This window comes from Corynebacterium sp. TUM25020 (genome assembly GCF_056388495.1).
Map to the genome: position 1 here is coordinate 441,061 of NZ_JBWJFG010000001.1, position 23,409 is coordinate 464,469.

General features: G+C 58.5%; 22 protein-coding genes. 21 read left to right on the top strand and 1 reads right to left on the bottom strand.

All coding sequences use genetic code 11. The annotated features are described in order from the left end of the window. Nucleotides 1-84 precede the first annotated feature (84 nt). The 21 genes from AC05K6_RS01985 (at nucleotide 85) to AC05K6_RS02085 (ending at nucleotide 22,418) form a co-directional block, all read left to right on the top strand. Nucleotides 85-738 carry a copper chaperone PCu(A)C gene (locus AC05K6_RS01985; protein ID WP_476727611.1) on the top strand — a complete coding sequence of 218 codons (654 nt, stop codon included), beginning with the start codon at nucleotides 85-87 and terminating at the stop codon, nucleotides 736-738. A gap of 80 nt (nucleotides 739-818) precedes the next feature. Continuing rightward, nucleotides 819-2,012 (top strand): Dyp-type peroxidase, encoded by a 1,194-nt coding sequence (locus AC05K6_RS01990; RefSeq protein WP_476727612.1) that lies wholly within the window; start codon nucleotides 819-821, stop codon nucleotides 2,010-2,012. 164 nt (nucleotides 2,013-2,176) lie between these two features. Beyond that, the gene (thrS, locus tag AC05K6_RS01995; protein WP_293791568.1) at nucleotides 2,177-4,180 is read left to right on the top strand and encodes a threonine--tRNA ligase; all 2,004 of its coding nucleotides are present in this window, start codon (nucleotides 2,177-2,179) and stop codon (nucleotides 4,178-4,180) included. Nucleotides 4,181-4,194: 14 nt separating this feature from the next. Further along, complete coding sequence (locus AC05K6_RS02000) at nucleotides 4,195-4,746, top strand: HIT family protein (RefSeq protein WP_476727613.1); 552 nt, start codon at nucleotides 4,195-4,197, stop codon at nucleotides 4,744-4,746. Nucleotides 4,747-4,781: 35 nt separating this feature from the next. Then, nucleotides 4,782-5,450 carry a phosphatidylinositol phosphate synthase gene (pgsA, locus tag AC05K6_RS02005; RefSeq protein WP_293791559.1) on the top strand — a complete coding sequence of 223 codons (669 nt, stop codon included), beginning with the start codon at nucleotides 4,782-4,784 and terminating at the stop codon, nucleotides 5,448-5,450. Further along, nucleotides 5,447-6,406, top strand: coding sequence for a phosphatidylinositol mannoside acyltransferase (locus tag AC05K6_RS02010; RefSeq protein WP_476727614.1), 960 nt, complete (start codon nucleotides 5,447-5,449; stop codon nucleotides 6,404-6,406). Before pgsA ends, AC05K6_RS02010 begins: the two co-directional genes overlap by 4 nt. Beyond that, nucleotides 6,403-7,566: a glycosyltransferase family 4 protein gene (locus tag AC05K6_RS02015; protein WP_293791557.1), complete on the top strand. Its 1,164-nt coding sequence runs from the start codon at nucleotides 6,403-6,405 to the stop codon at nucleotides 7,564-7,566. Before AC05K6_RS02010 ends, AC05K6_RS02015 begins: the two co-directional genes overlap by 4 nt. After that, a complete protein-coding gene (locus tag AC05K6_RS02020; protein WP_476727615.1) occupies nucleotides 7,563-8,135 on the top strand; it encodes a hypothetical protein in 573 nt (190 codons plus the stop codon). Before AC05K6_RS02015 ends, AC05K6_RS02020 begins: the two co-directional genes overlap by 4 nt. A gap of 85 nt (nucleotides 8,136-8,220) precedes the next feature. Then, the gene (pdxS, locus tag AC05K6_RS02025; RefSeq protein ID WP_293791554.1) at nucleotides 8,221-9,123 is read left to right on the top strand and encodes a pyridoxal 5'-phosphate synthase lyase subunit PdxS; all 903 of its coding nucleotides are present in this window, start codon (nucleotides 8,221-8,223) and stop codon (nucleotides 9,121-9,123) included. After that, nucleotides 9,123-9,986 carry an acyl-CoA thioesterase gene (locus tag AC05K6_RS02030; RefSeq protein WP_293791553.1) on the top strand — a complete coding sequence of 288 codons (864 nt, stop codon included), beginning with the start codon at nucleotides 9,123-9,125 and terminating at the stop codon, nucleotides 9,984-9,986. Before pdxS ends, AC05K6_RS02030 begins: the two co-directional genes overlap by 1 nt. 4 nt (nucleotides 9,987-9,990) lie before the next feature. Continuing rightward, nucleotides 9,991-10,581: a pyridoxal 5'-phosphate synthase glutaminase subunit PdxT gene (gene pdxT, locus AC05K6_RS02035; protein WP_476727616.1), complete on the top strand. Its 591-nt coding sequence runs from the start codon at nucleotides 9,991-9,993 to the stop codon at nucleotides 10,579-10,581. A 116-nt stretch (nucleotides 10,582-10,697) separates the two neighbouring features. Then, nucleotides 10,698-11,450, top strand: a complete 753-nt coding sequence (locus tag AC05K6_RS02040) for a YebC/PmpR family DNA-binding transcriptional regulator (protein WP_476727617.1) — start codon at nucleotides 10,698-10,700, stop codon at nucleotides 11,448-11,450. A 33-nt stretch (nucleotides 11,451-11,483) separates the two neighbouring features. Beyond that, complete coding sequence (gene ruvC, locus AC05K6_RS02045) at nucleotides 11,484-12,047, top strand: crossover junction endodeoxyribonuclease RuvC (protein WP_476727618.1); 564 nt, start codon at nucleotides 11,484-11,486, stop codon at nucleotides 12,045-12,047. Beyond that, a complete protein-coding gene (gene ruvA, locus AC05K6_RS02050) occupies nucleotides 12,044-12,679 on the top strand; it encodes a Holliday junction branch migration protein RuvA (RefSeq protein WP_293791549.1) in 636 nt (211 codons plus the stop codon). Before ruvC ends, ruvA begins: the two co-directional genes overlap by 4 nt. A gap of 51 nt (nucleotides 12,680-12,730) precedes the next feature. Then, nucleotides 12,731-13,849, top strand: a complete 1,119-nt coding sequence (ruvB, locus tag AC05K6_RS02055) for a Holliday junction branch migration DNA helicase RuvB (protein WP_476727619.1) — start codon at nucleotides 12,731-12,733, stop codon at nucleotides 13,847-13,849. Nucleotides 13,850-13,884: 35 nt separating this feature from the next. Beyond that, nucleotides 13,885-14,223: a preprotein translocase subunit YajC gene (gene yajC, locus AC05K6_RS02060; protein WP_293791547.1), complete on the top strand. Its 339-nt coding sequence runs from the start codon at nucleotides 13,885-13,887 to the stop codon at nucleotides 14,221-14,223. A 153-nt stretch (nucleotides 14,224-14,376) separates the two neighbouring features. Then, nucleotides 14,377-16,335, top strand: a complete 1,959-nt coding sequence (gene secD, locus AC05K6_RS02065; RefSeq protein WP_293791546.1) for a protein translocase subunit SecD — start codon at nucleotides 14,377-14,379, stop codon at nucleotides 16,333-16,335. Continuing rightward, entirely contained in the window at nucleotides 16,336-17,697 is a 1,362-nt protein-coding gene (secF, locus tag AC05K6_RS02070) for a protein translocase subunit SecF (RefSeq protein WP_293791545.1), read from the top strand. A 48-nt stretch (nucleotides 17,698-17,745) separates the two neighbouring features. After that, the gene (locus tag AC05K6_RS02075; protein WP_476727620.1) at nucleotides 17,746-19,446 is read left to right on the top strand and encodes an ABC transporter substrate-binding protein; all 1,701 of its coding nucleotides are present in this window, start codon (nucleotides 17,746-17,748) and stop codon (nucleotides 19,444-19,446) included. Between the two features lie 28 nt (nucleotides 19,447-19,474). Beyond that, nucleotides 19,475-20,056: an adenine phosphoribosyltransferase gene (locus AC05K6_RS02080; RefSeq protein WP_476727621.1), complete on the top strand. Its 582-nt coding sequence runs from the start codon at nucleotides 19,475-19,477 to the stop codon at nucleotides 20,054-20,056. Between the two features lie 94 nt (nucleotides 20,057-20,150). Further along, complete coding sequence (locus tag AC05K6_RS02085) at nucleotides 20,151-22,418, top strand: RelA/SpoT family protein (protein WP_476727622.1); 2,268 nt, start codon at nucleotides 20,151-20,153, stop codon at nucleotides 22,416-22,418. Between the two features lie 75 nt (nucleotides 22,419-22,493). Here the strand turns inward: AC05K6_RS02085 and AC05K6_RS02090 are convergent, their stop codons facing one another. Beyond that, nucleotides 22,494-23,357, bottom strand: coding sequence for a peptidylprolyl isomerase (locus tag AC05K6_RS02090; RefSeq protein ID WP_293791541.1), 864 nt, complete (start codon nucleotides 23,355-23,357; stop codon nucleotides 22,494-22,496). Between the last annotated feature and the right edge of the window lie 52 nt (nucleotides 23,358-23,409).

Sequence of the window (23,409 nt, forward strand, 5' to 3'; positions counted from 1 at the left end):
ACAACTTGTCCGTCCCGGGGCGTACCCCGGGTCGGGGAGTGATGGTGGCAGGCTCCCAACGCCTTTTTGAACGAAAGGTTCGTTATGTCTCTGACCTCCCTCAACGCTTCCAAGAAGCGCGCTGCATCCATGGTTGCCATCGCACTAAGTGGTGCTTTGGTTCTGTCCGCATGCTCCGATAGCGGGGAAGACAAGAAGGATTCCTCTACAGCGACTTCAGCGGCTGAGTCCTCCGCAGCTAAGGACGGCGCGAGTGAAGCGAGCGACAATCAAGAGTTAAAGATTAGCGATGCTTACGTCACCGCTAAGGGCTCCGAGAAGTCGATGACCGCAGCTTTCGGCACCCTGCACAATGGCAGCGACAAGGACATCTCGATTTCCGAGGTAAAGGGTGACATCGAAGGAGCCGACTATCAACTGCACACCGTCGATAAGGACGGCAAGATGAAGCAGGTCTCCGAGTTCGTTGTTCCAGCTGGCGAGGACAAGGTGCTCGAACCAGGTGGCGACCACATCATGATCATGGAGGTCAAGGAAGAACTCTCCGCCGGTGACTCTCTAAATCTGACCCTCGTGGACAAAGACGGCAAGGAATACAAGCTCGATAACATTCCGGTCCGCGTCCAGCAGTCCACCCACGAGCACTACGACCACAGTGGTGGCGAGAAGGGTGCCGAGAAGAGTGGCGAAATGGACGGCATGCATGATCACGAGCACATGCACGAGCACAACCACTAATCGCCATGTCTGACCCCGTACATTCGCGCTCTATTTCTTTTGATGCTTCGAATCCCGAGCCCACAGCCTCTAAGCCCGCCATGAGCCATAAGCTCTCCCGACGGGGCTTCTTTGCAGGGCTGGGAGTCACCGGCGCTGCATCGGTACTGGCAGCCTGCAACACTACGGATAACTCCAATGCTTCGACTGGAAGTGATTCCGCTGGAGACGAGGCGTCAATAAGAAAGATCACCTTCGACGGCCCGCACCAAGCAGGCATCCAGGAAGATTCCCAGACCCACGCACTGGTTGTGGCCTTCGATCTCAAGAGAGAGGGCTTGCCGAACGGCGGACTTAAGAAAAACTTGAATCGCTTGATGCGGATTTGGACTGGTGATGCCCGCTCAATGACGCAGGGCGAGACCGCTCTGGCAGATCTTGAGCATGAGCTAACCGTCGCCCCGCAGAACCTAACGGTGACAATGGGGTGGGGGCCGAAGCTGATCAAGGATGCAGGCTTGATGGGTGAGGCGCCTTCCTGGGTGAAGAAGAACCTCAACGGGCTTCCCAAATTCAAGGGCGACAGGCTCAATGAGGATTTTGGTGCCGCCGATGTCGTACTGCAGATCTGCGGTGACGACTTAACGGCGGTCAGCCATGCAGCGCGCGTACTTACTCGCGGCGGACGCGATTATGCGACGCCGAAGTGGACCCAGCGCGGATTTGTCGATTCGCCTACCGGCGAAACCCCCCGCAATCTGTTGGGATTCAAGGACGGCACTGCCATCCCCCGAACAGACAAGGAATACGACGAATCCATCTGGGACGACCAGGGCGGCAGCGCCATGGTGGTACGTCGCATTGTCTTCGATATGCCCGCATGGGAGATGCTGGATCGCCAGTCGCGCGAGATCGTCTTTGGGCGCCACGTGGATACCGGCGCACCCCTGGGAGGCAAAGATGAATTCGACCCAGTGGACCTCAACAAGACTGGTGAAGACGGCCTGCCGTTGATTGACGAGCGCAGCCACGTCGGAATCAGTGCCGGTGAGGGGACGCGTATCCGACGTCGCGCCTACAACTGGGACAACGAGATCACCCCTCTGGGCAACAGCGGATTGATTTTCATCTGCTTCCAGGCCGATCCCGACGAAGCTTTTACGCCGCTGCAGAAGCGGTTGGCAGAGAAGGATCGCCTGAATAAGTGGATTACTCACGTGGGATCGGCGGTGTTCTGGGTACTACCTGGCACCCAAAACGGGGCGTACTGGGGCCAGCAGTTCCTAGAGGGGTAGAATCTACGGTCGTTGAGGACTGTCACCAGGTATGTGACCGTCACTGAAAGCCCGAGAAGGAGCGCGATCTACAAGTGAGTACCCCCGCAAACAACCCAGCCGCCGAAGCGAATCAAGCACCCGTTACCTTCCGAGTGCCAGCCGGCACACCCGCCGGCGCCGCAATGCGCGAGCTGGGGTTGCCGAACAAGGGGCCAGAGGCCATTGTCTGTGTCAAGGAAGCTGAGGGGGACAACGCGGGCCAGTTGCGCGACCTTTCGTGGGCTCCGGAGCAGGACATTGAGGTTACTGCCGTTCCAGCCAACACCGACGAGGGGCGAGGGGTCATTCGCCACTCTTGCGCCCACGTTTTGGCGCAGGCTGTGCAAAAGGAGTTCCCTGGTGCCAAGTTAGGTATCGGCCCTGCCATCGACAACGGCTTCTACTACGACTTCCAGGTTCCAGAGCCCTTCACTCCGGAGGATTTGAACAAGCTGGAAAAGACGATGAAGAAGATCATCAAGTCTGGCCAGAAGTTCGAACGTAAGGCATATGGAGATGTCGAGCAGGCCCGTGCCGAATACACGGAAGAGCCTTTTAAGACCGAGCTGATTGCCGATAAGGGCAATGTGGATCCGGATTCCGACGAAGCCGTCGAGGTCGGGTCTGGTGAGCTGACCGCGTACAGCAACGTCAACCCGCGCACCGGCGAGGTTGAGTGGTACGACCTCTGCCGTGGCCCGCACGTGCCCACCACTCGTTACATCCCGGCCTTTGCATTGACGCGTTCCTCCGCTGCCTACTGGCGAGGTGACCAGTCCAAGGCCGGTCTGCAGCGTATTTACGGCACTGCGTGGGAATCGAAGGAAGCGCTGGCCGACTACCAGACGATGATGGCCGAGGCAGAAAAGCGCGATCACCGTCGCCTGGGCCAGGAATTGGATCTATTCAGCTTCCCGGATGAGATCGGATCGGGCTTCCCGGTATTCCACCCAGCTGGCGGAATTGTGCGTCTGGAGATGGAGGAGCACTCCCGAAAGCGCCACATTGCCTCCGGCTATAGCTTCGTTAATACCCCGCACATCACCAAGGGCGACTTGTTTAAGAAGTCCGGCCACTTGGACTTCTACGCCGACGGTATGTTCCCACCCATGCAGCTGGACGGGGAAACCGACGAGGAGGGCAATGTCACCAAGCCGGCGCAGGATTATTACGCCAAGCCGATGAACTGCCCGATGCACAACCTGATCTTTGCCTCACGCGGTCGCTCTTACCGAGAGTTGCCATTGCGTTTGTTCGAGTTCGGCACTGTGTATCGCTACGAAAAGTCCGGCGTGATCCACGGCCTGACTCGCGCTCGTGGATTTACTCAGGATGACGCCCACATCTACTGCACTGAGGATCAGCTAGAGCAAGAGCTGACCACGGTGCTGGAGTTCATCATTTCCCTGCTTCGCGACTACGGCCTGGACGACTTTTACCTAGAGCTATCCACTAAGGACCCGAACAAATTCGTCGGCAGTGATGAGATCTGGGAGCGCTCCACCGAGATCCTGGAGCGTGTGGCCACCAAGTCGGGTCTGGAGCTGGTTCCGGACCCGGCAGGTGCAGCCTTCTACGGCCCGAAGATTTCTGTACAGGCTCGCGACGCCATCGGACGTACCTGGCAGATGTCCACCGTGCAGTTGGACTTCAACCTGCCGGAGCGTTTCAACCTCGAGTACACCGCCCCGGATGGTTCTAAGCAGCGCCCGATCATGATTCACCGTGCCCTCTTCGGTTCCATTGAGCGTTTCTTTGGCGTGCTGCTGGAGCACTACGCAGGTGCTTTCCCGGCCTGGCTCGCCCCACACCAGGTTGTGGGCATTCCCGTCGCGGACGAGTTCAACGAGTATCTCGAGGACTTCTCCGCCGAGCTGCGTGCGAAGGGCATTCGCGCCGAGGTTGATACCTCCGATGATCGCATGCAGAAGAAGATCCGTAACCACACCACCGGCAAGGTTCCTTTCATGTTGCTGGTCGGTGGCCGGGACGTAGAGGCGGGAGCAGTGAGCTTCCGCTTCCTGGACGGCACTCAGGTCAACGGCGTTCCGCGCGATGTTGCGTTGCGCATCATCTCCACCTGGATCAGCGAACGTCGCAACGATCAGCCCAGCGCGGAACTGGTTCAGCCGTTGGCGGAGGCATAAGGAGGAAGGCCGCAGTGGCAGACGCGTACATCGACGAGGGCGCTGGCTCTCAACCGGACCTGCAAGGCGGCTTGGAGCGGCTGTGGGCGCCGTACCGCTCCCAGTACATTGCGAAGACGACACGCTCTGCGGATCCTTTTTCGACGCTGCCCGAGCAGTCGGATGAGGACGCCCTGATCGTCGCCCGTGGTCAGTCGGTGTACTGCGTTTTGAATCTGTACCCCTATAACCCCGGGCACATGCTGGTGGTTCCTTATCGCCAGGTTGCCGACTACACCGAGCTAACGGATGAAGAAACCGCGGAGCTAGCGGAGTTTACGAAAACTGCGCTTAAGGCTCTGCGAGCTGTATCGAAGCCCGATGCAGTGAATGTCGGACTCAATCTGGGCAAAGCTTCCGGCGGCTCAATTCCGACACACCTGCACCAACATATAGTGCCCAGGTGGGTCGGTGATGCTAATTTCATGACAGTCATGACGGGTGCCAAAGTGCTGCCGCAGACGCTGCGGGGGACGCGCGCACTGTTGGCCGAAGCTTGGGAAAGAATCACTCGTTCCGCCGACTAGCGTGTCACGATTTTTAAGGGAGAAAAACTTCAGCGATGCTTAGTGTGCACGGCCGCGGTCCCGCCGCGGTCATCATTGAACCGATCGCCCGGACACTGCACAAGCTGGGGATCTCCCCAAATGCAGTGACAATCTTCGGAACCCTCTTGGCGATTGGTTTCGCACTCTGGCTCATCCCCACGGATCACCACTTCGCGGCCGCGGTACTGATCGGGCTCACCGTCGCCACCGATATGGTGGACGGCACTATGGCGCGCATGCGCGGGGGAGGTACCCGCTTCGGCGCTACCCTTGATGCCACTTGTGACCGTCTCAGCGACGGCGCCATCTTCGGTGCACTGGTGCTGTGGTTTGGCCTGCAGGATCCCACCAACGAGGTCATGATGGCTGTCTGTCTGGTGATCCTCGTTGCCAGCCAAGTCACCAGCTATGTAAAGGCGCGCGCCGAAGCCTCCGGGATCAAGGTTGTTGGCGGCCTCGTTGAGAGGCCGGAACGCCTCATCATCTCGTTGGTGGCCGTGGGCCTCGGCGGGCTAGGGATACCCCATGTATTGGCGTGGGGACTGTGGATCCTAGCTGCCGGCTCGCTGTATACGGTCATCGAGCGTTTGGTTATCGTCGCTCGTTCCGACGCCGCATCTCAGACCATCGCCGCACCCGAGGGAGCCCGGGAATTTCCGTCGGATGGGGGTGGAAACAAGTGAAGGAGAAGCTCACTGCCGCGGCATATATCGCGGGTTGGAAGGTGACCTCCAGGTTGCCGAAGCCATTGGCGAAGGTTTTGTTTGAATGGGGCGCAGACGTGGCGTCCAAAAAAGGCAAGGGGCCAGAACAACTCCGCCGCAACCTCGCCCGCGTCGTCGGACCAGAAAACGTGACGCGCGACCTCGTTCGTCGCTCCATGCGCAGTTATATGCGCTATTGGCGCGAGGCCTTCCAACTGCCTGCGATGGCGGGGCGTGAGTTGGCTGAGGAACTTAACCGCAACTTCGTTCCGGGGTCCCTTGAACTATTGCATGCCAGCGCGCAATCGGGACGCGGGACGGTGATCGCACTGCCACACGCCGGTAACTGGGATATGGCCGGAGTATGGCTGGTCCACCACTATGGCACCTTCACAACTGTGGCAGAACGGCTGAAGCCGGAGAGCCTCTTCGAGGCATTTGTGGAGTACCGGGAATCTCTTGGGTTTAAGATCATTGCGCTGACCGGATCGGCGGTGCCGCCGCTGGAGCAGATGGAGGAAGTCTTGCGCGGCGGTGGGACGGTGTGCCTCATGGGGGAACGGGATCTGACTGGGCGCGGGGTGGAAGTGGAGTTCTTTGGGGAAAAGACCTCCATGCCAGCTGGTGCTGCATTGTTGGCACAGCGCACCGGGGCGAATCTGTTCACTGCTCGAGTTGCCTTCCGCGGGGGCTCGACGGATCCCTCTCCGGTACGGCGCGGTGGCCCCGAAACCTGGGAGCACGAGGTTACACCGGTGGCAGTAGACGGGCAGACTCTGCAGCAGATAGTGCAGGAAATGGCCGATAATTTTGCTCGCGGAATCGCCCAGGATCCGCAGGATTGGCACCTGCTACAGCCACTGTGGTTTGCGGATCTCTCACAGTCTCGGCGACAGCGTCTCGGGTTGGAAGAGTCACCAGGGGAGGACGCATGAGAATCGGGATGGTGTGCCCGTACTCCTTTGACGAACCGGGCGGCGTGCAGATTCACGCCATTGACCTCTGTACTGAGCTGCGGAAGCGCGGCCACGAGGTAAGTCTGATCGGGCCGGGTAAGTCAGCTGATGGATTGCCGGATTTCGTGGAACTGGGCGGTTCCAGTATTCCTATCCGCTATAACGGTTCCGTTGCGCGTTTGAGTTTCGGTCCGCGTACAAAGAAACATCTAAAGCAGTGGATCCGTGACAATCAGTTTGATTTGCTGCACATCCACGAGCCGAATTCGCCGTCTTATTCGATGATGGCTATGGCGGTGGCCGAAGGGCCTATCGTAGCGACGTATCATGCGTCGGCCAGTGAGTCGAAGGTTCTTAAAATGGCTCTGCCGTTTTTGCGCCCGTACCTGGAGCGTATCCACGGTGGCATTGCGGTGTCTGAGGAGGCACGGCGCTGGCAGGTCGAAAACCTGGCTGGCGACCCGGTGCTTATTCCCAATGGGGTGGAAACCAATGTTTACCGCGGCGCACAACCTCTGGCCGGTTTGGATTCGCCGGGGGAGCACCGCCCGCGTCTGATGTTCCTCGGCCGCTTTGAAGAGCCCCGTAAGGGACTGCAGATTTTGCTTGAAGCGATGCCACGCATCGTTGCGGAAGTTCCGCAGGTAGAGCTGATAATCGCAGGTGGTGGAGATATGGATGCCCTGGTGGAGCGTGTGAGGGATTTGGGGCTGTCGGCCACCGTAGGGCTTGGGCCTAGTGACGCCCACGTGCGGGTGCTCGGGCGTGTGAGTGACGCAGACAAAGCCAGTGCGCTCAGCGCCAGCGATGTTTATGTGGCGCCGAACACCGGCGGTGAGAGCTTTGGAATCGTCCTTGTTGAAGGTATGGCAGCCGGAGCCGCGGTGCTTGCCAGCGATATCCCCGCTTTTGAAGCCGTGGGGCAGCACGGTGCTTCCGCGCGCTTATTTAGTAATGGTTCGGCAGCTGATCTGGCAGACAAGGCCGTGGGGTTGCTGCGCGATGACGCCGCCCGGAATTCGTTGGTGGCAGCGGGTTCGACGCGAGCGGTGGATTTCGACTGGCAGACGGTGACCGATCAGGTGGAACAGGTCTATGACACTGTGACCGTCAAAGGCAGAAAGGTGACTTTGGCATGATCACTCTCCCCGTGTGGGTATTTATCGCCTCGCTGGTGCTGATCTTGGTTGTCTGCATCGCTATTTGGGCATCCGGAATGGCTAGCAGGCTGAATCGACTGCACATTCGCACAGACTCGGCTCGCGTCAGCCTGGAGGGCGCGCTGCACTCTCGTTCTAGCGTTATCGCTGCGTTGCAGCCGGAACTGGGGCAAGAAGTAGCAAAGGTGAACCGGGTGGCTCTGCGAGCTACCGATATGGGGGCACGCAGTGAGGTGGAAAACGAACTACTTGGCGTGCTCAAGCAGGAGGTATGGTCCAACCCCAGTTTTCTGGAAGCCTCCGCAAAGGTAGACCTGGCCGCGCGTTTCTACAATGACGCAGTATCTGACACCCTAAGCGTGCGCACTCGTCCTTTGGTGCGTGGACTTCGGTTGGCAGGTCGTGCGCCGCTTCCGGAGTACTACGAGGCATTACTCTCTAGTCCTGCGCCCTCCCAAGGTTCGTCTTCACAAGGCTCTTCACGGGGCTCTTCACAAGACGCTTCTCAGGATTCTCCGAAAGAGACTGGCAGCGGGGAAGACCAATAAGCCAATCCCCAATAGCGGGATCGGGAACTAGACAGGTTAGACTAGAACCGATCTAACACTCTTCAAAGATGGGACATTAAGCATCGTGACTACTAATTCTCCTGTTGCGAACACCGGCACCGCTCGCGTGAAGCGTGGCCTGGCTGACATGCTCAAGGGCGGCGTCATTATGGACGTCGTTACCCCGGAGCAGGCAAAGATCGCCGAGGATGCCGGCGCAACCGCCGTCATGGCGTTGGAGCGCGTGCCCGCCGATATCCGCGCTGAGGGTGGCGTTTCTCGTATGTCCGACCCGGACATGATCGAAGGAATCATTAACGCCGTTTCGATCCCGGTAATGGCTAAAGCACGCATCGGTCACTTCGTCGAGGCACAGGTTCTGCAGTCCCTGGGCGTCGATTTTATCGATGAGTCCGAGGTACTGACCCCCGCCGACTACAAGAACCACATCGACAAGTTCGACTTCGAGGTTCCTTTTGTCTGCGGTGCTACGAACCTGGGCGAGGCTCTGCGTCGCATTAACGAGGGCGCAGCGATGATTCGTTCCAAGGGCGAAGCTGGCACCGGAGACGTGTCCAACGCTGTGACCCACATGCGCACCATCCGCGCGGAGATTAACCGCCTTACCTCCATGGCTGAAGATGAACTGTACGTTGCAGCCAAGGAACTGCAGGCTCCTTATGAGCTGGTTCGCGAGGTCGCCGCAAATGGCAAGCTTCCGGTAGTACTGTTCACCGCTGGCGGCATCGCCACCCCAGCCGACGCAGCGATGATGATGCAGCTAGGCGCAGAGGGCGTATTCGTTGGCTCTGGCATCTTTAAGTCCGGCAACCCGGAGCAGCGTGCTCGCGCTATTGTGCAGGCCACCCAGAACTACGACGACCCGGCAACGATTGCCAAGGTATCTCGTGGCTTGGGTGAGGCTATGGTGGGCATTAATGTCGACGAGATCCCGCAGCCGCACCGACTGGCAGAGCGCGGCTGGTAATGAGCCCGCACCGTCCGAAGATCCTGGATGTCCTGGATCTGGAGCGCATCGACCGCGACATCTTCCGCGGCAGTCCACTGCCGTCGAAGTTGGCACGTACCTATGGTGGACAGGTTGCCGCGCAGGCTCTGGTTGCGGCTACTCGCACAGTGAGTGACGAGTTCAGCGTGCATTCACTGCATGGCTACTTTGTAGGTCCTGGTAATCCCGACGTGCCGACGGTGATGGTGGTTGACCGGGTACGCGACGGTCGCTCTTTTGTCTCCCGCTCTGTCAAGGTGTTGCAGGACGGTAAGGCAATTTTCATTATGCAGGCCAGCTTCCACATCCGGAACGATCATGGTCCGCAGCACTCCGACGAGATGCGGGCAGTGCCAGATCCGGAGTCCATTGTGGTGGATACCGATTCTCTGAGTCGAGTGCAGCGCCTTTTCCGCGACGAGTGGGCTGATTGGGATGTTCGCATCGTTCCTCCGGAAGACTACGAGCACAACAAGTACACGGCTTCCCAGCAGGTGGTGTGGTTCCGTACTAAAACCCGGTTGCCGGATGTGGACACCTTGCACGTGTGCACCCTGGCCTACATGTCGGATATGACGTTGTTGTCCTCGGCGCTGGTACCGCACCGTCCGGCGGAGTTCCAGGAGGCCTCGCTGGATCATGCCATGTGGTTCCTGCGGCCTTTCCGCGCTGATGAGTGGCTGTTGTACGACCAGATTTCCCCGTCCGCACACGGCGGACGAGCACTGACGCACGGAAGAATCTTTAACCAGGAGGGTGACCTTGTGGCTGTGGTGACTCAGGAGGGTTTGACCCGCAGTCTGCGCGAAGGTGCCCAGTCGGTTCCGTTGAAGGAGCAATAGAACATTGATTATTGGCGTGCTAAGCGTTCAGGGCGGCTTCGTTGAGCATATGCGCAGCATTGAACGTTTGGGTCATGAGGCTCGCGCTGTGCGTCGAACCGAACACCTAGAGGGGCTGGATGGTCTTATCCTTCCCGGCGGCGAATCCACCACCATGTCCAAACTGCTAGAGCTCGGTGGAATGCTGGAGCCGCTGCGCGCCGCGATTGCCGACGGCCTGCCGGTGTTCGGTACTTGTGCTGGATTGATTCTTTTGGCCGACCGGGTTCTTGATACTCGTGCTGACGCCCACAGTCTGCACGCAATGGACATCACAGTCAGACGTAACGCATTCGGTCGGCAGGTGGATTCTTTTGAGACGCAGCTGCCGTTCGGAGATATCGACACGCCCGTGGAGGCCGTGTTTATTCGCGCTCCCAAGGTGGAGGAGGTGGGCGATAGTGTCGAGGTTGTGTCCTCCTTGCCAGATGGAACTATTGTCGGGGTACGCCAGGGGCACGTACTGGGATGTAGCTTTCACCCGGAACTTTCCGAGGATGACCGGGTGCACAGCTACTTTGTGCGGATGGTCGAGGAACACCGCGCAGCAGACTAACTGTGGTGGTGCGGTGAGAGGACGTCACCAAAAAATACGATGCGTGTGACAGGGCCGGTGCGGAAGGGGTCTAGTATGGACTCGATAAAGACAAACCCGACTACCGAAAGAGGAACATGTCCGGCCACTCCAAATGGGCAACAACTAAGCACAAGAAGGCTGCCAACGACGCGAAGCGTGGTAAGGAATTTGCCAAGCTGATTAAGAACATCGAAGTGGCGGCTCGCACCGGTGGTGGCGATCCCAGCGCGAACCCAACGCTGCAGGACGCAATCACGAAGGCCAAGAAGTCCTCGGTACCCAACGACAACATTGAGCGTGCCCGTAAGCGTGGTTCCGGTGAAGAGTCCGGTGGCGCGAACTGGGAAACCGTCATGTACGAAGGTTATGGGCCCAATGGTGTAGCGATGCTGATCGAGTGCCTGACTGATAACCGCAACCGCGCTGCAACCGATGTACGTACCGCTATGAATAAAAACGGCGGCAACATGGCCGATGCGGGCTCGGTGTCCTACTTGTTTACGCGCAAGGGTGTGGCCGTGCTCGAAAAGGGCGAGTACAGCGAGGACGATATTCTGATGGCCGTGCTGGATGCCGGGGCGGAAGAGGTTAACGACATTGGCGACAAGTTCGAAGTCGTGTGTGAATCCAGCGATATGAACGCGGTGCGCGACGCGCTAAAGGCAGCAGAAATCGATTACGACTCGGTTGAGCTCGACTTCCGTGCCTCCATGGAGGTTCCGGCGGATGCGTCCACCGCAAAGAAGGTATTTAACCTGATTGATGCTCTGGAAGATTCCGACGATGTACAAAATGTGTTCACCAATATGGATTTGAGCGACGAGGTACTCGCGGAGCTTAACGACTAGTTTTGGAACACCTGTGCTATTCTTGGTGGCACGATGAGTATTCCACACAATTCAGCCTGGGGGAGTCCCGCCGGCGGTCCGACTTCGCTGGCGGGACTGCGGGTTATGGGGATCGACCCTGGGCTGACTCGCTGCGGACTTTCCGTAGTGCAAGCGGGGAAGGGGCGGGCTGTGTATCCCGTAGCTGTGGGGGTGGTCCGCACTCCAGCGGACATGCCGCTGGAGCGGCGCCTGCAGAAGCTTTTTGAGGCGGTAGAACAATGGTTCGACGACTACCAACCACACGTTGTAGCACTAGAGCGCGTGTTTGAACGGTCGAATGTGTCTACGGTGATGAATACTGCCCACGCCTCCGGAGTGTTGATGCTGGCGGCGGCCAAGCGTGGGGTAGAAGTGCACATGTACACACCTAGTGAGGTGAAGAAGTCCATCAGCGGCAATGGGCGGGCGGATAAGGGGCAGATGACGCGCATGATTACCCGCATCCTGGGGCTCAGTGAACCGCCAAAGCCACCGGACGCGGCGGATGCATTGGCACTGGCCGTATGCCACTGCTGGAGGGCACCGTTGAACCATCTAGTAAAGGGGAAACCATGATCGCATCGCTGCGCGGAACCGTCATTGACAAAGGTCTCGATTTTGTAGTCATCGAGTGTGGCGGTGTGGGCTATGAGTGCATGGGCACGGCCACAACCATTGGCGACTTGCCACGCGGTGAGGAGGTGTTTGTGACCACCGCTATGGTGGTGCGCGAGGATTCCCAAACCCTCTACGTGTTTAAAGATCGCGACGAAAAACGTGCCTTTGCTACGTTGCAGTCCGTCTCCGGCGTGGGAGCACGGCTCGCATTGGCCATTTTGTCGGTGATTTCGCCACAGGAACTAGCTTTGGCTGTTTCCAATGGTGACCACAAGACGTTGCAAAAAGCTCCTGGCGTGGGCAAGCGCTTGGCAGAGCGCATGGCGGTGGATCTCAAGGGCAAGGTTGCAGATCTCGGTGAGATTGCCGACGGCATTGCTGCGGGTATTGCCGGGGCTACCGGGGCTGCCGCTGATGTGCAAGCGGTTTCCTTCGGCGTACGTGAGCAGGTCATCGAGGCGCTCACGGGCTTAGGCTTCACCGAATCCAAGGCGCAGAGTACCGTCGAGAACGTATTGGCGCAGTGGCCAGAACAGTCGGCTCCGGATGCCTCCGCACTTCTACGAGCCTCACTGGCAGCTATCAAATAGGCAGCCGGACAAGCTGGACAAGCCCGACAATAGGGAAGGCATCAAAGAATCATGAGCGACATCGAGCGGACAGAATTCAAACTACCGCCAGGTATTGGCATGAGCTCAGCCCCCGGAAATGCATCGGGAACTGCAGCTACCGCACAAGGTGGCTTCGTTCAAAACGCCGATCTGAACCCCCAGGAAACCTCTGGGGACACCGATATCGATACCTCGCTACGACCTAAGTCTTTGGACGAGTTCATCGGTCAGCCGAAGGTGCGCACTCAGCTGGATCTGGTGCTCGGCGGCGCCCGCTCTCGCGGAGTCACACCGGATCACGTGCTGCTGGCTGGACCGCCCGGTCTTGGCAAAACTACGATGGCGATGATTATTGCCCAGGAACTTGGCACCTCCCTGCGCATGACCTCCGGTCCGGCATTGGAACGCGCGGGCGATCTGGCCGCCATGCTTTCTAACCTCATGGAGGGCGATGTTCTCTTTATCGATGAGATCCACCGCATGGCTCGTCCCGCCGAAGAGATGCTGTACATGGCGATGGAGGACTTCCGCATCGACGTGATCGTGGGCAAGGGGCCAGGAGCAACTTCTATTCCCATTGAGATCGCCCCGTTTACCCTGGTCGGCGCAACAACCCGCGCGGGTATGCTGACCGGGCCGCTACGAGATCGGTTCGGCTTCACTGCCCAGATGGAGTTTTACGACGTCGCGGATCTCACCCGTGTTGTCACACGTGCCGCGGGGATCCTCGGCGTTGATATTAACGGTGACGCCGCAGCAGAGATTGCCTCGCGTTCCCGCGGAACGCCGCGAATTGCCAACCGCTTGCTACGCCGAGTGCGCGACTTCGCGGACGTAAATGCGGACGGAAAGATCACCCTGGAGGTGGCGCGAGCTGCCTTGCTGGTGTTCGACGTTGACGAGTCCGGACTGGATAGACTCGACCGAGCCGTCATCGAAGCCCTGGTGAAGGGCCATGGTGGCGGGCCGGTGGGCGTCAACACCCTAGCCCTAGCGGTAGGGGAAGAACCGTCCACGGTCGAAGAAGTGTGCGAACCCTACCTTGTGAGGGCAGGCATGGTGAGCCGTACCCCACGAGGGCGAGTGGCTACTGCGGCGGCATGGCGACACATTGGATTAGAACCGCCGGAGGGCACCATCGGGCTGTAGTCGAACGAGTAGGGCGATATGGCAAGATTGTCACTATGCCAAATGACATTATTCTTATTGTCCTCGTCCTTCTGGTCTTTGTCGGCTTGCCGCTGATTCAGATCCGCAAGCAGAACAAGCGGCTACAGCAGGTTCGTGACTTCCAAGAGCAGCTGGGCCCGGGCATGGTTGTAAAGACGACTTCGGGTTTGCACGGTCGCGTAGCGCACGTGGGGGAGACCACGGTTGATCTGGAGATCGCCAAGGGAGTTGTGACCACCTGGGAAAAGATCTCGATCCTGGAAACCGTGGATGCTGTGGAACCCGGTTCCCAGCAGGAAACTCAATTGACTGACCGCCACGTAGAAAAGTCGGATAACCACACCGACGACTAAGGAAATTCGTGGCAAAAATCCCCCAAGAGTTGGCGCTTTAAGCAGTGTCTGGTGTTTAAAACACCCCTGGCAAGGCGCTAGTATCACGGGGTTAGATGTTTTACTACACCGGCGGCACCCCATGCGCGGCCGGATTGCAGGAGTAATTTAGCGGTGGCAAAGAAGAAAAAGAGAACAGCAGCGCGGAGCGGATTCGCGTGGCCGAAGCGGGCGATTGCCGCGTTTGTGGTGATCGTCCTCATCGTGCTGGGCTTAATCATGTTCACGGGCAATAAGTCTTTCGGCCCCAAGCTGGGCATTGACCTGCAGGGCGGCACCCGCGTGACACTGGTTCCGCAGGGAGGTACGCCCACCCCGGAGCAACTGAATCAAGCGCGAACCATTTTGGAAAACCGTGTGAACGGCATGGGCGTTTCCGGCGCTTCGGTGGTGACCGACGGCAATAACCTAGTCATTACCGTGCCGGGCGAGGATGCGGGTGAAGCCCGCACTTTGGGTAAGACGTCACAGCTGCTGTTCCGCCCGGAGTCCCAGCCAGGTGCACCAACCAAGGACTTCCCGAAGGTTCTGCAGAAGATGGCTAACTCTTGGGTGCAGCAAGGCATCATTAGTGAGGATCTTGCCAACGAGCGCCTGGATCGCATGGTGAAGGCTTTCCCGCAGCTGGGGCTGAAGGATGCACCTAAGAAGATGAAGGTAACGTCCAAGCCCCTGCCGGAACCAAAAGATTCCGTGGAAGAGCAGGAACGCCGCGATAAGCAGGTAGAAATTCTCAAGGCAGACCGCCAGAGCACGGATGGCAACAAGCAGCAGGCCGCCGGATCCCTGATGGACTGCGAGAAAAACGATCCGATGGCAGGCTCCGATGACCCGGCCAAGCCGTTGGTTACGTGTAGTGACCAGGGACCGATGGTTCTGGGGCCGGCGCCGCTACTGAAGGGCGAAACCGACGAGAAGAACGGTGAGCGCCTGACCGGCGAAATGATTGATACGAACTCGCAGATTACTGGCGGCCTGCAGCCGAACTCGGCACAGATGGCCATCACCTTCAAATTCAAGACCGGTGACCAGACCCCGGGTGGCGAGACCTGGTACGCACTTGGTCAGCAGATGATGGGCAAGCGCGTGGCTATTACCCTGGACTCCAAGGTCATCTCCGCACCACAGATCCAGTCGCCAACACCTCCGGGGGAGGTCTCCCAGATCACCGGTAGCTTCTCTGAAAAGGAAGCTCAAGACCTCGCCAACAACCTGCGCTACGGTGCGCTTCCGTTGAGCTTCGTCGGTGAAAACGGCGAGCCAGGTGGTACCACCACTACGATCTCGCCTTCACTGGGTGCGGCATCGCTGAAGGCTGGCGTGATCGCTGGCCTGGTCGGACTAGTGCTCGTGGGGTTGTACGCCCTGGCTTACTACCGCGGCCTGGGCTTTGTCGCAATTCTCTCGCTGATTGCCGCTTTCTCTCTGGTGTACGGATTTATCGTCCTGCTCGGCCGCTGGATCGGCTATAGCCTGGATCTTTCGGGCATCGCTGGTCTGATCATCGGCCTCGGTACCACCGCGGACTCCTTCGTCATCTACTTCGAAAGGATCAAGGACGAGATCCGCAATGGATCGACCTTCCGTTCGGCTGTGCCACGCGCCTGGCAGCGGGCCCGGAGCACCATTGTTACCGGTAATATCGTCTCCCTGATTGCCGCTGTGATCCTGTACTTCCTGGCGATCGGCGATGTTAAGGGCTTCGCATTCACCCTGGGACTGACGACCTTGTTCGACCTCTTGGTCGCATTCCTGTTGACTGCGCCGCTGCTGATCCTGATGTCCCGTCGACGTTTCTTCGCCTCGCCGAAGCTCAATGGCCTCGGTGCCGCCTACCGCGCGGCGGAGCGAAAATACGGCCGCAAGCCGCACGAACACGCTCTCCGTTCCAAAGCCGCAAAGACCTCGAGCAAATCCTCTGAGACTTCCGCTGATGAGGACGCCGAGCAGGACAGTCAGGAAGACACTCGAACAGAGGCTGAAAAGGCCGACGAGACAGACGTAAAGGCGTCACCAGATAAAGACAGCGACGAGAAGGTTACCCCGACCTCCAAGAAGAAGGAGGGGAAGTAAATGAGTAAGGCTGACACCTTGAGCGCTAAAAATGCCCCGGAGCTTTCCGCCACAGAGACCAAACCAGTAGACGCTCCCGATGCAAACGCCGGTGGTTTCTTCGAAAAGCTATACAACGGCAACGGCGGATTCCGTATCGTACAAAACCGCGGGCGCCTCTATGGCGTACTCGTTGCGGTTCTCGTAGCCTGTCTGGTTTCGATTGTGGTGCGCGGCTTCAGCCTGGGCATCGACTTCGAAGGCGGCACGCGCATGACCATGCCACCGGCTGGTGGCGCCACCGAATCCAGCGTGTCCGAAGTTTTTGAACAGGCCACGGGAATTGCCCCGCAGGCTACTCAAACCGTGGGTAGCGGCGACGCTGAATCCATCGAAATCACCTCGGAGCGCCTGTCCGAAGAGCAGATCCGCGAGGCTCGTTCTGCACTGTTCAACGAGTATCACCCGAAGAACAACGCCGGAGAGGTAACCCAGGACGCAATTAGCGATTCCACCGTCTCCGAGTCGTGGGGCGACAGCATTACCAAGAAGATGCTCATTGCACTGGGCGTGTTCTTGCTGGTGGTCTTCCTGTACATTGCCGTGCGCATGGAGCGCGACATGGCGATCTCCGCGATCCTCTGTCTGCTGATTGACCTTACGGTCGTGTCCGGCATTTACGCACTGATCGGCTTCGAAGTATCGCCGGCTACGGTGATCGGCCTGCTGACGATTCTGGCTTACTCGCTATATGACACGGTCGTCGTGTTCGACAAGGTGCAGGAAAATACTTCCGGACTATTCGGCTCGACCCGTGCGACTTATGCCGAGGAAACAAACCTGGCGATCAACCAGACCATTATGCGCTCCATCAATACCTCCATCTTCTCGCTGGTTCCGATCGCCTCTCTGCTGGTCGTAGCTGTGGGAATCATGGGCGTGGGTACGCTAAAGGATCTGGCATTGGTGCAATTCATCGGCGTGATCGCGGGTACGCTTAGCTCGATCTTCTTCGCCGCACCTTTGTTGGTTACCTTCAAGATGCGTCAGAAGAAGTACAAGCAGCACGAGGCTCGCGTGGAGCGCGCTCGTTCCCTTGCAGCGGAGGAAGACGACGCTGTGGTTGCCGAAGAAGCTGGGGAAGCTGAAAGCGCCATGGACAAGGAGAGCGCTCACGATACGGTAGATGATGACGCCGCAGCGGCAACTGCAGTTAGCTCCAGCGAAAGGATCAGTGGTTCTGCCAAGCGTGGGGTTTCCAGCCCGAACGCTCGAATGGAGTCCGCACGTCGCAGCTCGCACAGCGCTGAGGACTCCATGGAGGACTACAAGCGCGAAGCCGGGAACGAGGACGCCGGGCGATCTTGGCGTCCGGGCATGTAGTTAGCACTGACCTCAATCATCCACAACTTGTCTACGGGGAGGCGACCAGTGAACCGCAAACGGCACACAGGCGGGTCGACGAAAGCGACCATGGTGCTGGCTCTATCCGCCGCTCTGGCAGCTGCGGGTCTTGCCGGCTGCGGCAAAGACGCTGGTGTTGCTAACACTCCCGAGCAGTTCGGCTATGTCCTGTCGAGCGACCTGGTCACCTCCAATGCGGGCACAGGTGTTGGCGTGGCAACGGACGCAGCGAAAGTATCCGCCCGTCTATACCCGGGAGCATTCATTTCCGGGCCACGTGGTCAGATTCTGCCCAATGGCGACTTAGTCACTGCAAAGCCTGCGCCGGGCAACCCGCGGCGCGTGGACTACACCATCAATGAGAAAGCGACCTACTCCGATGCTAAGCCGGTAGTTTGCGATGATTTCTTGCTGGCGTACAAGGCCAGTACTCGCCCCGATCTCTTCGGCTCCGATATGCCATTGTTCGGTCAGGTAGAGCAAGTGGAATGTGCCGCAGGGGCAAAGAAGTTTAGCGTGCATTTTGCGGATAAGCGCGGAGAGCGCTACCGCGAACTCTTTGGCCCCGGCACGGTTTTGCCGTCCCATACCGTGGCGAAGAAGGCAGGGGTAGACGATATCGTCACTGCACTTAATTCTTCCGATGAGCAGACCCTCACTGATCTGGGTCGGGCGTGGCAAGACGTCTTCTCTTTCGACAAGACTAACCCGGCCGACGTGCCGACTTCGGGGCCGTACAAGATCAGCGGCAAGGAGGAAAATGGGTCGCTGAAGCTGGAGAAGAACCCCGAGTGGAAGGGCGTGGAGCCCGCCCAGACTCCGTTGTACTTGTGGCCGCGTGATGCGGACGTTAAGAAGCTTGCGGACAATAAACAACTTTCTGTCGTAGATACCGAGCAAGGGGCTGGCGATAAGCCAGGCAAGGTAGCAAGCGACCTAGGGCTGAATAGTGACGATTTCCGCGTCGTTGAAACCAACGCGGAACGCACAGATACACTCCGCCTTTCCGGTTTGGGCGTATTGCAGGATCCCGCGGCTCGTCGCGCATTCAATGCCTGCATCGACCGCAAGGTTTTGGCCGGGGAAGTGGAAAAGGAGACCGGCGCGGCGGTGCAACCCACCGGACTGCGCGTCATCGGACCCGGTCACCCTCTGCGGGGATACCTCAACGACATTAACGATGCAAACACCGCCGTCGACATTGAACAAGCGCGGACGTTGCTGAACGGACAGACCATTCGGATTGGTTTCCTCGATAGCGTTCCGCGGTATAAAAAGATTGTCGACGCCCTGTCTTCTCAGTGTGCCAAGGCGGGCGTAAAGATCGAGGCCGTGCCCCGCAAGTCTGAAAACTATGGGCTACTTGGCGTAGATTACGACGTGGCATTGGATACCCGCTCGGCAATAGGCCGCAATTCCGAGGTGAACTCCACCCAGGCTTCTCCGTTGAAGGGGATCCGCGCCGCGGAAGCAGTTCTTGCCGAGCAAGCCATCACCCTGCCACTAGTGACCGAACCACGCACCATCCTGGCTGAGATTCATGCCGCGAACGTGTTGGACAGCACCTCTGATTCGGGAGTGAGCTGGAATATGGACCGCTGGATCGAATCCGACGAGCCGGTGGCTACTGGCCGGGCTTCTGACCAGCACGATGATGGAGCCGTAGGAACCGAAGCCACGGAACCTGCCAACCCTAGTGAGCACTACGAAACCGAGCAGCACGGCTAAGCGCCACAAGAGAAGAGGACCCGAGAGCTTGACTTCTGCCAAAGAAACAGCCAACGCAACAAGCACCGAACAACCGGAGTCTGCCGCCAAGGCACTCCGCCGTCTCATCAGGATCGTTCCGGACTTCCCCTCGCGCGGAATCGTCTTTGAGGATCTCACTCCAGTACTGGCTGATCCCGCAGCGTTCAAAGCCCTGGTGAAGGATCTGGCAAATCACTGCCGCAACTACGACATTGACCTCATTGGTGGTTTGGATGCGCGCGGTTTCCTCCTCGGCAGCGCCGTCGCTTACGAACTGGGGGTGGGCATTCTAGCAGTTCGAAAAGGCGGTAAACTGCCACCTCCTGTCCACCACGTCGACTACGCTTTGGAGTACGGCACGGCCGCCCTGGAGATCCCCGCCGGTAATGCCATTCCGCTGCAAGGCAAGAATGTGTTCCTCATCGACGACGTTTTGGCCACGGGCGGAACGCTGAGCGCGTCTCGGGAACTGCTGGAAAAAGCAGGGGCGAATGTCTGCGGACTGGGCGTGGTGCTAGAAGTGGCTGCGTTGGACGGCCGCGATCGCCTCAAGGATCTGCCACTTTATGTGGTCGATCACTCTGGCTGACCCGCTCGGCTGCTTTGAGACGTAGGTGGCGTCCACAAAAGACCCACAACTACATAGAACAAGCTAGAGAAACATAGGCAGGATGTAAGCGGTAATGAGCAACGAAAAGGGTTCGCTATGGATGGCGGCCCGCATCGCGCGCAGCCTCACCGGCACCGGGAAACCGAAGATTAATCCGGTTCTGGGGCCACTCATTTCTGTGCACCGACGCTTTCATCCGCGTGCCGATCTGGCTCTGCTCAACCGCGCATATACGACGGCCGAAAGGCTGCACGAGGGCGTTAAGCGCAAGTCGGGTGAGCCGTACATTACCCATCCGCTCGCCGTGGCAACTATCGCCGCCGAGATAGGTATGGATACCACCACGGTGGTCGCAGCACTGCTGCATGACACGGTGGAGGATACGGATTACTCGCTGGAGGATCTTTCCCGCGATTTCGGCACAGAGGTCGCACGTCTTGTAGATGGCGTCACTAAGCTCGACAAGGTAGTGCTGGGGTCCGCGGCGGAGGCAGAAACGATCCGCAAGATGATCGTCGCCATGTCCGAGGATCCGCGCGTACTGGTGATCAAGGTGTCGGATCGGCTCCACAACATGCGCACGATGCGCTTCCTGCCACCAGAAAAGCAGGCTAAAAAGGCCCGCGAAACCCTTGAGGTGATCGCTCCGCTAGCGCACCGCCTGGGCATGGCGACGGTGAAGTGGGAGCTAGAGGATCTCGCCTTCGCCATTTTGTACCCGAAGAAGTACGACGAGATCGTGCGTCTCGTTGCTGACCGGGCTCCGAAGCGTGACCAGTACCTGGCCAAGGTCAAGCAGGAGATCGAGTTGGCAATGTCTCGCAGCTCTCTGCATGCCACCGTGGAAGGCCGACCGAAGCACTACTGGTCGATCTACCAGAAAATGATTGTCCGCGGCCGCGACTTCGACGAGATCTTTGACCTGGTCGGGGTACGCATCCTCGTGGATAGCGTGAAGGACTGTTATGCCGCGGTTGGTGGGATCCATACGCTATATCAGCCAATGCCGGGACGTTTTAAGGACTACATCTCCTCGCCCCGCTTTGGTGTGTACCAATCGCTGCACACCACAGTGATTGGGCCCGATACCAAGCCACTGGAGGTGCAGATCCGCACCCATGAAATGCACCATAATGCCGAATACGGCATCGCGGCGCATTGGCGCTACAAGGAAACTCGCGGCAATAACAATAGCGAGTCGCAGGAAGTAGACCAGATGGCGTGGATGCGCCAGTTGCTGGATTGGCAGAAGGAAGCAGCGGATCCGAACGAGTTCCTGGATTCGCTTCGTTATGACCTATCCACCAACCAGATCTTCGTATTCACTCCAAAGGGAGATGCGATTACGCTGCTGAACGGCTCCACACCGATCGACTTCGCTTATGCGGTGCACACGGAGATTGGGCATCGCTGCATTGGCGCGAAAGTCAACGGCAAGTTAGTGGCGCTGGAATCCAAGCTTAAGACGGGCGACAAAGTAGAGGTATTCACCTCCAAGGATCAAAACTCCGGCCCGTCGAAGGACTGGATGAACATTGTCGTCTCCCCACGGGCGAAGGCGAAGATCCGTCAATGGTTCGCCAAGGAACGCCGTGAAGAAGCTGCAGAAAAAGGCCGCGATATGCTGGCCGCGGAGGCACAACGCGGTGGCCTTGCGGTGCACCGTTTGTTTACGCACGAATCGCTGCGATTGCTGGCCAGCGAACTTAACTACTCTGACGTCGAGGCACTATATACGGCCATTGGGCGGGGAGAGATCACAGCGGGGAACGTATGCCACCGCCTGGTTGACGGGGTGGAGCCGGAATCCGAGGCGGATGACGTTTTACATTCTCGCCCCGCCACATCGAAGATTGCCAACACGCCACAGGAAGGGCGGGGAGATGGCTCCGGCATCCTAGTTCAAGGTGAGTCGGATTTCTCTGCCAAGCTGGCAAAGTGCTGTACTCCAGTGCCAGGCGATAAGATCTTCGGCTTCATCACGAAGGGCGGGGGAGTTAGTGTCCACCGCACCGACTGCACTAACGCCGAGAAACTACATCAAGAGCCACAGCGCATCATCGAGGTTTCGTGGGCAAGCAGCTTCCACAACGCGGTGTTTATGGTGACGATCCAGATCGAAGGACTGGATCGCAATGGATTGCTCTCCGAGGTCACACGCGTTGTATCGGAGCAGAAGGTGCCGATTATTGCCACGAATTCGCACACAGCGGGCGACCGGGTGGCAACGATCCGCTTTACTTTCGAGGTGTCGGACACGAAGCAGCTGGGCTACATGATGAACCAGTTGCGCAATGTCGAGGGTGTCTATGACGTCTACCGTGTGACGACCGGCGGCTAGAAGGATCTAGCCCCTCCGGTCACGTTGCATCTTGCGCAGTGGGACTTAACGCGGTCGGATTTAGCGCGGTGGGAGTTAACCCAGTACCGCGGACTCGATCTTGATGTCCTCGGTCGGGGCTGCATCACCCTCCGGTGCCTTCTCCATCAGCTTGTCGAGTGCCTTTAGACCCTCTTCGTCGATAGTGCCGAAGATGTTGTACTTCGGCGGCAAGGTGGTATCTCCCGTTACCAGGAAGAACTGACTTCCGTTCGTGTTCGGACCGCTGTTGGCCATGGCCAGGGTTCCGCGCTTGTAGTTGACGGGAGTTTCAGCCTTGTCCTTCTTAACTCCGTTCGTCGGGTACTCATCCGGGAACGAGTAGCCTGGGCCGCCTGCACCGGTGCCCTCCGGGTCACCGCACTGCAGGATGGTCATGGAGTCAGACTTGACGGAACGGTGGCACTTGGTGGAATCGTAGAATTTCTTCTGCACCAGATGCGCGAAGGAATTCGTCGAGCACGGAGATTTATCGTTGGCCAGCTCCAGACCAACCTTCTCGCCGTTCACGGTGAGAGTCACCTTCTGGGTGCCATGTGCAGAAACGTCATTGCCGTCCGGCAGACCAGCCTCGCTGAGCTTGCCCTTCGGGTCCTTCTTGTACTCGCACTTGACGCTATTGCCGTAGGGCTTCAGAGGCCCCTCGGGGAGTGCTGCGGTTTCCACTTCCGGCTCGGAGGTCTGCTCGTTGCTTTCGGCGACCTGATCCTCATCTTTATCGGAACTATAGGTGGAAGCGAACCAGATGCCACCTACGATAAGGACCAGCACGGCGAGGGTGGCGAAAACCACGCCCAGAGGAGCGATCTTGGCCTTGCGTTCACGAGACTTCAGAGCCTTCTCCAGCTCCTTTAGCGCCTCGTCACGCTTGGCCTCGTTCGGGTAGTTCTTTTCAGACACGTTTTCTAGAGCCTTTCTTCTGCTAGATACGGTGATCCATTATGCCTTATGG

Bases quoted from the DNA above. Each gene is read 5' to 3' on its own strand.
- AC05K6_RS02040 (WP_476727617.1), top strand. From the start codon at position 10,698: ATGTCCGGCCACTCCAAATGGGCAACAACTAAGCACAAGAAGGCTGCC.
- AC05K6_RS01985 (WP_476727611.1), top strand. From the start codon at position 85: ATGTCTCTGACCTCCCTCAACGCTTCCAAGAAGCGCGCTGCATCCATG.
- thrS (WP_293791568.1), top strand. From the start codon at position 2,177: ATGCGCGAGCTGGGGTTGCCGAACAAGGGGCCAGAGGCCATTGTCTGT.
- AC05K6_RS02015 (WP_293791557.1), top strand. From the start codon at position 6,403: ATGAGAATCGGGATGGTGTGCCCGTACTCCTTTGACGAACCGGGCGGC.
- AC05K6_RS02020 (WP_476727615.1), top strand. From the start codon at position 7,563: ATGATCACTCTCCCCGTGTGGGTATTTATCGCCTCGCTGGTGCTGATC.
- AC05K6_RS02030 (WP_293791553.1), top strand. From the start codon at position 9,123: ATGAGCCCGCACCGTCCGAAGATCCTGGATGTCCTGGATCTGGAGCGC.
- ruvA (WP_293791549.1), top strand. From the start codon at position 12,044: ATGATCGCATCGCTGCGCGGAACCGTCATTGACAAAGGTCTCGATTTT.
- pgsA (WP_293791559.1), top strand. From the start codon at position 4,782: ATGCTTAGTGTGCACGGCCGCGGTCCCGCCGCGGTCATCATTGAACCG.
- AC05K6_RS01990 (WP_476727612.1), top strand. From the start codon at position 819: ATGAGCCATAAGCTCTCCCGACGGGGCTTCTTTGCAGGGCTGGGAGTC.
- yajC (WP_293791547.1), top strand. From the start codon at position 13,885: ATGCCAAATGACATTATTCTTATTGTCCTCGTCCTTCTGGTCTTTGTC.
- secF (WP_293791545.1), top strand. From the start codon at position 16,336: ATGAGTAAGGCTGACACCTTGAGCGCTAAAAATGCCCCGGAGCTTTCC.
- AC05K6_RS02085 (WP_476727622.1), top strand. From the start codon at position 20,151: ATGAGCAACGAAAAGGGTTCGCTATGGATGGCGGCCCGCATCGCGCGC.
- ruvB (WP_476727619.1), top strand. From the start codon at position 12,731: ATGAGCGACATCGAGCGGACAGAATTCAAACTACCGCCAGGTATTGGC.
- ruvC (WP_476727618.1), top strand. From the start codon at position 11,484: ATGAGTATTCCACACAATTCAGCCTGGGGGAGTCCCGCCGGCGGTCCG.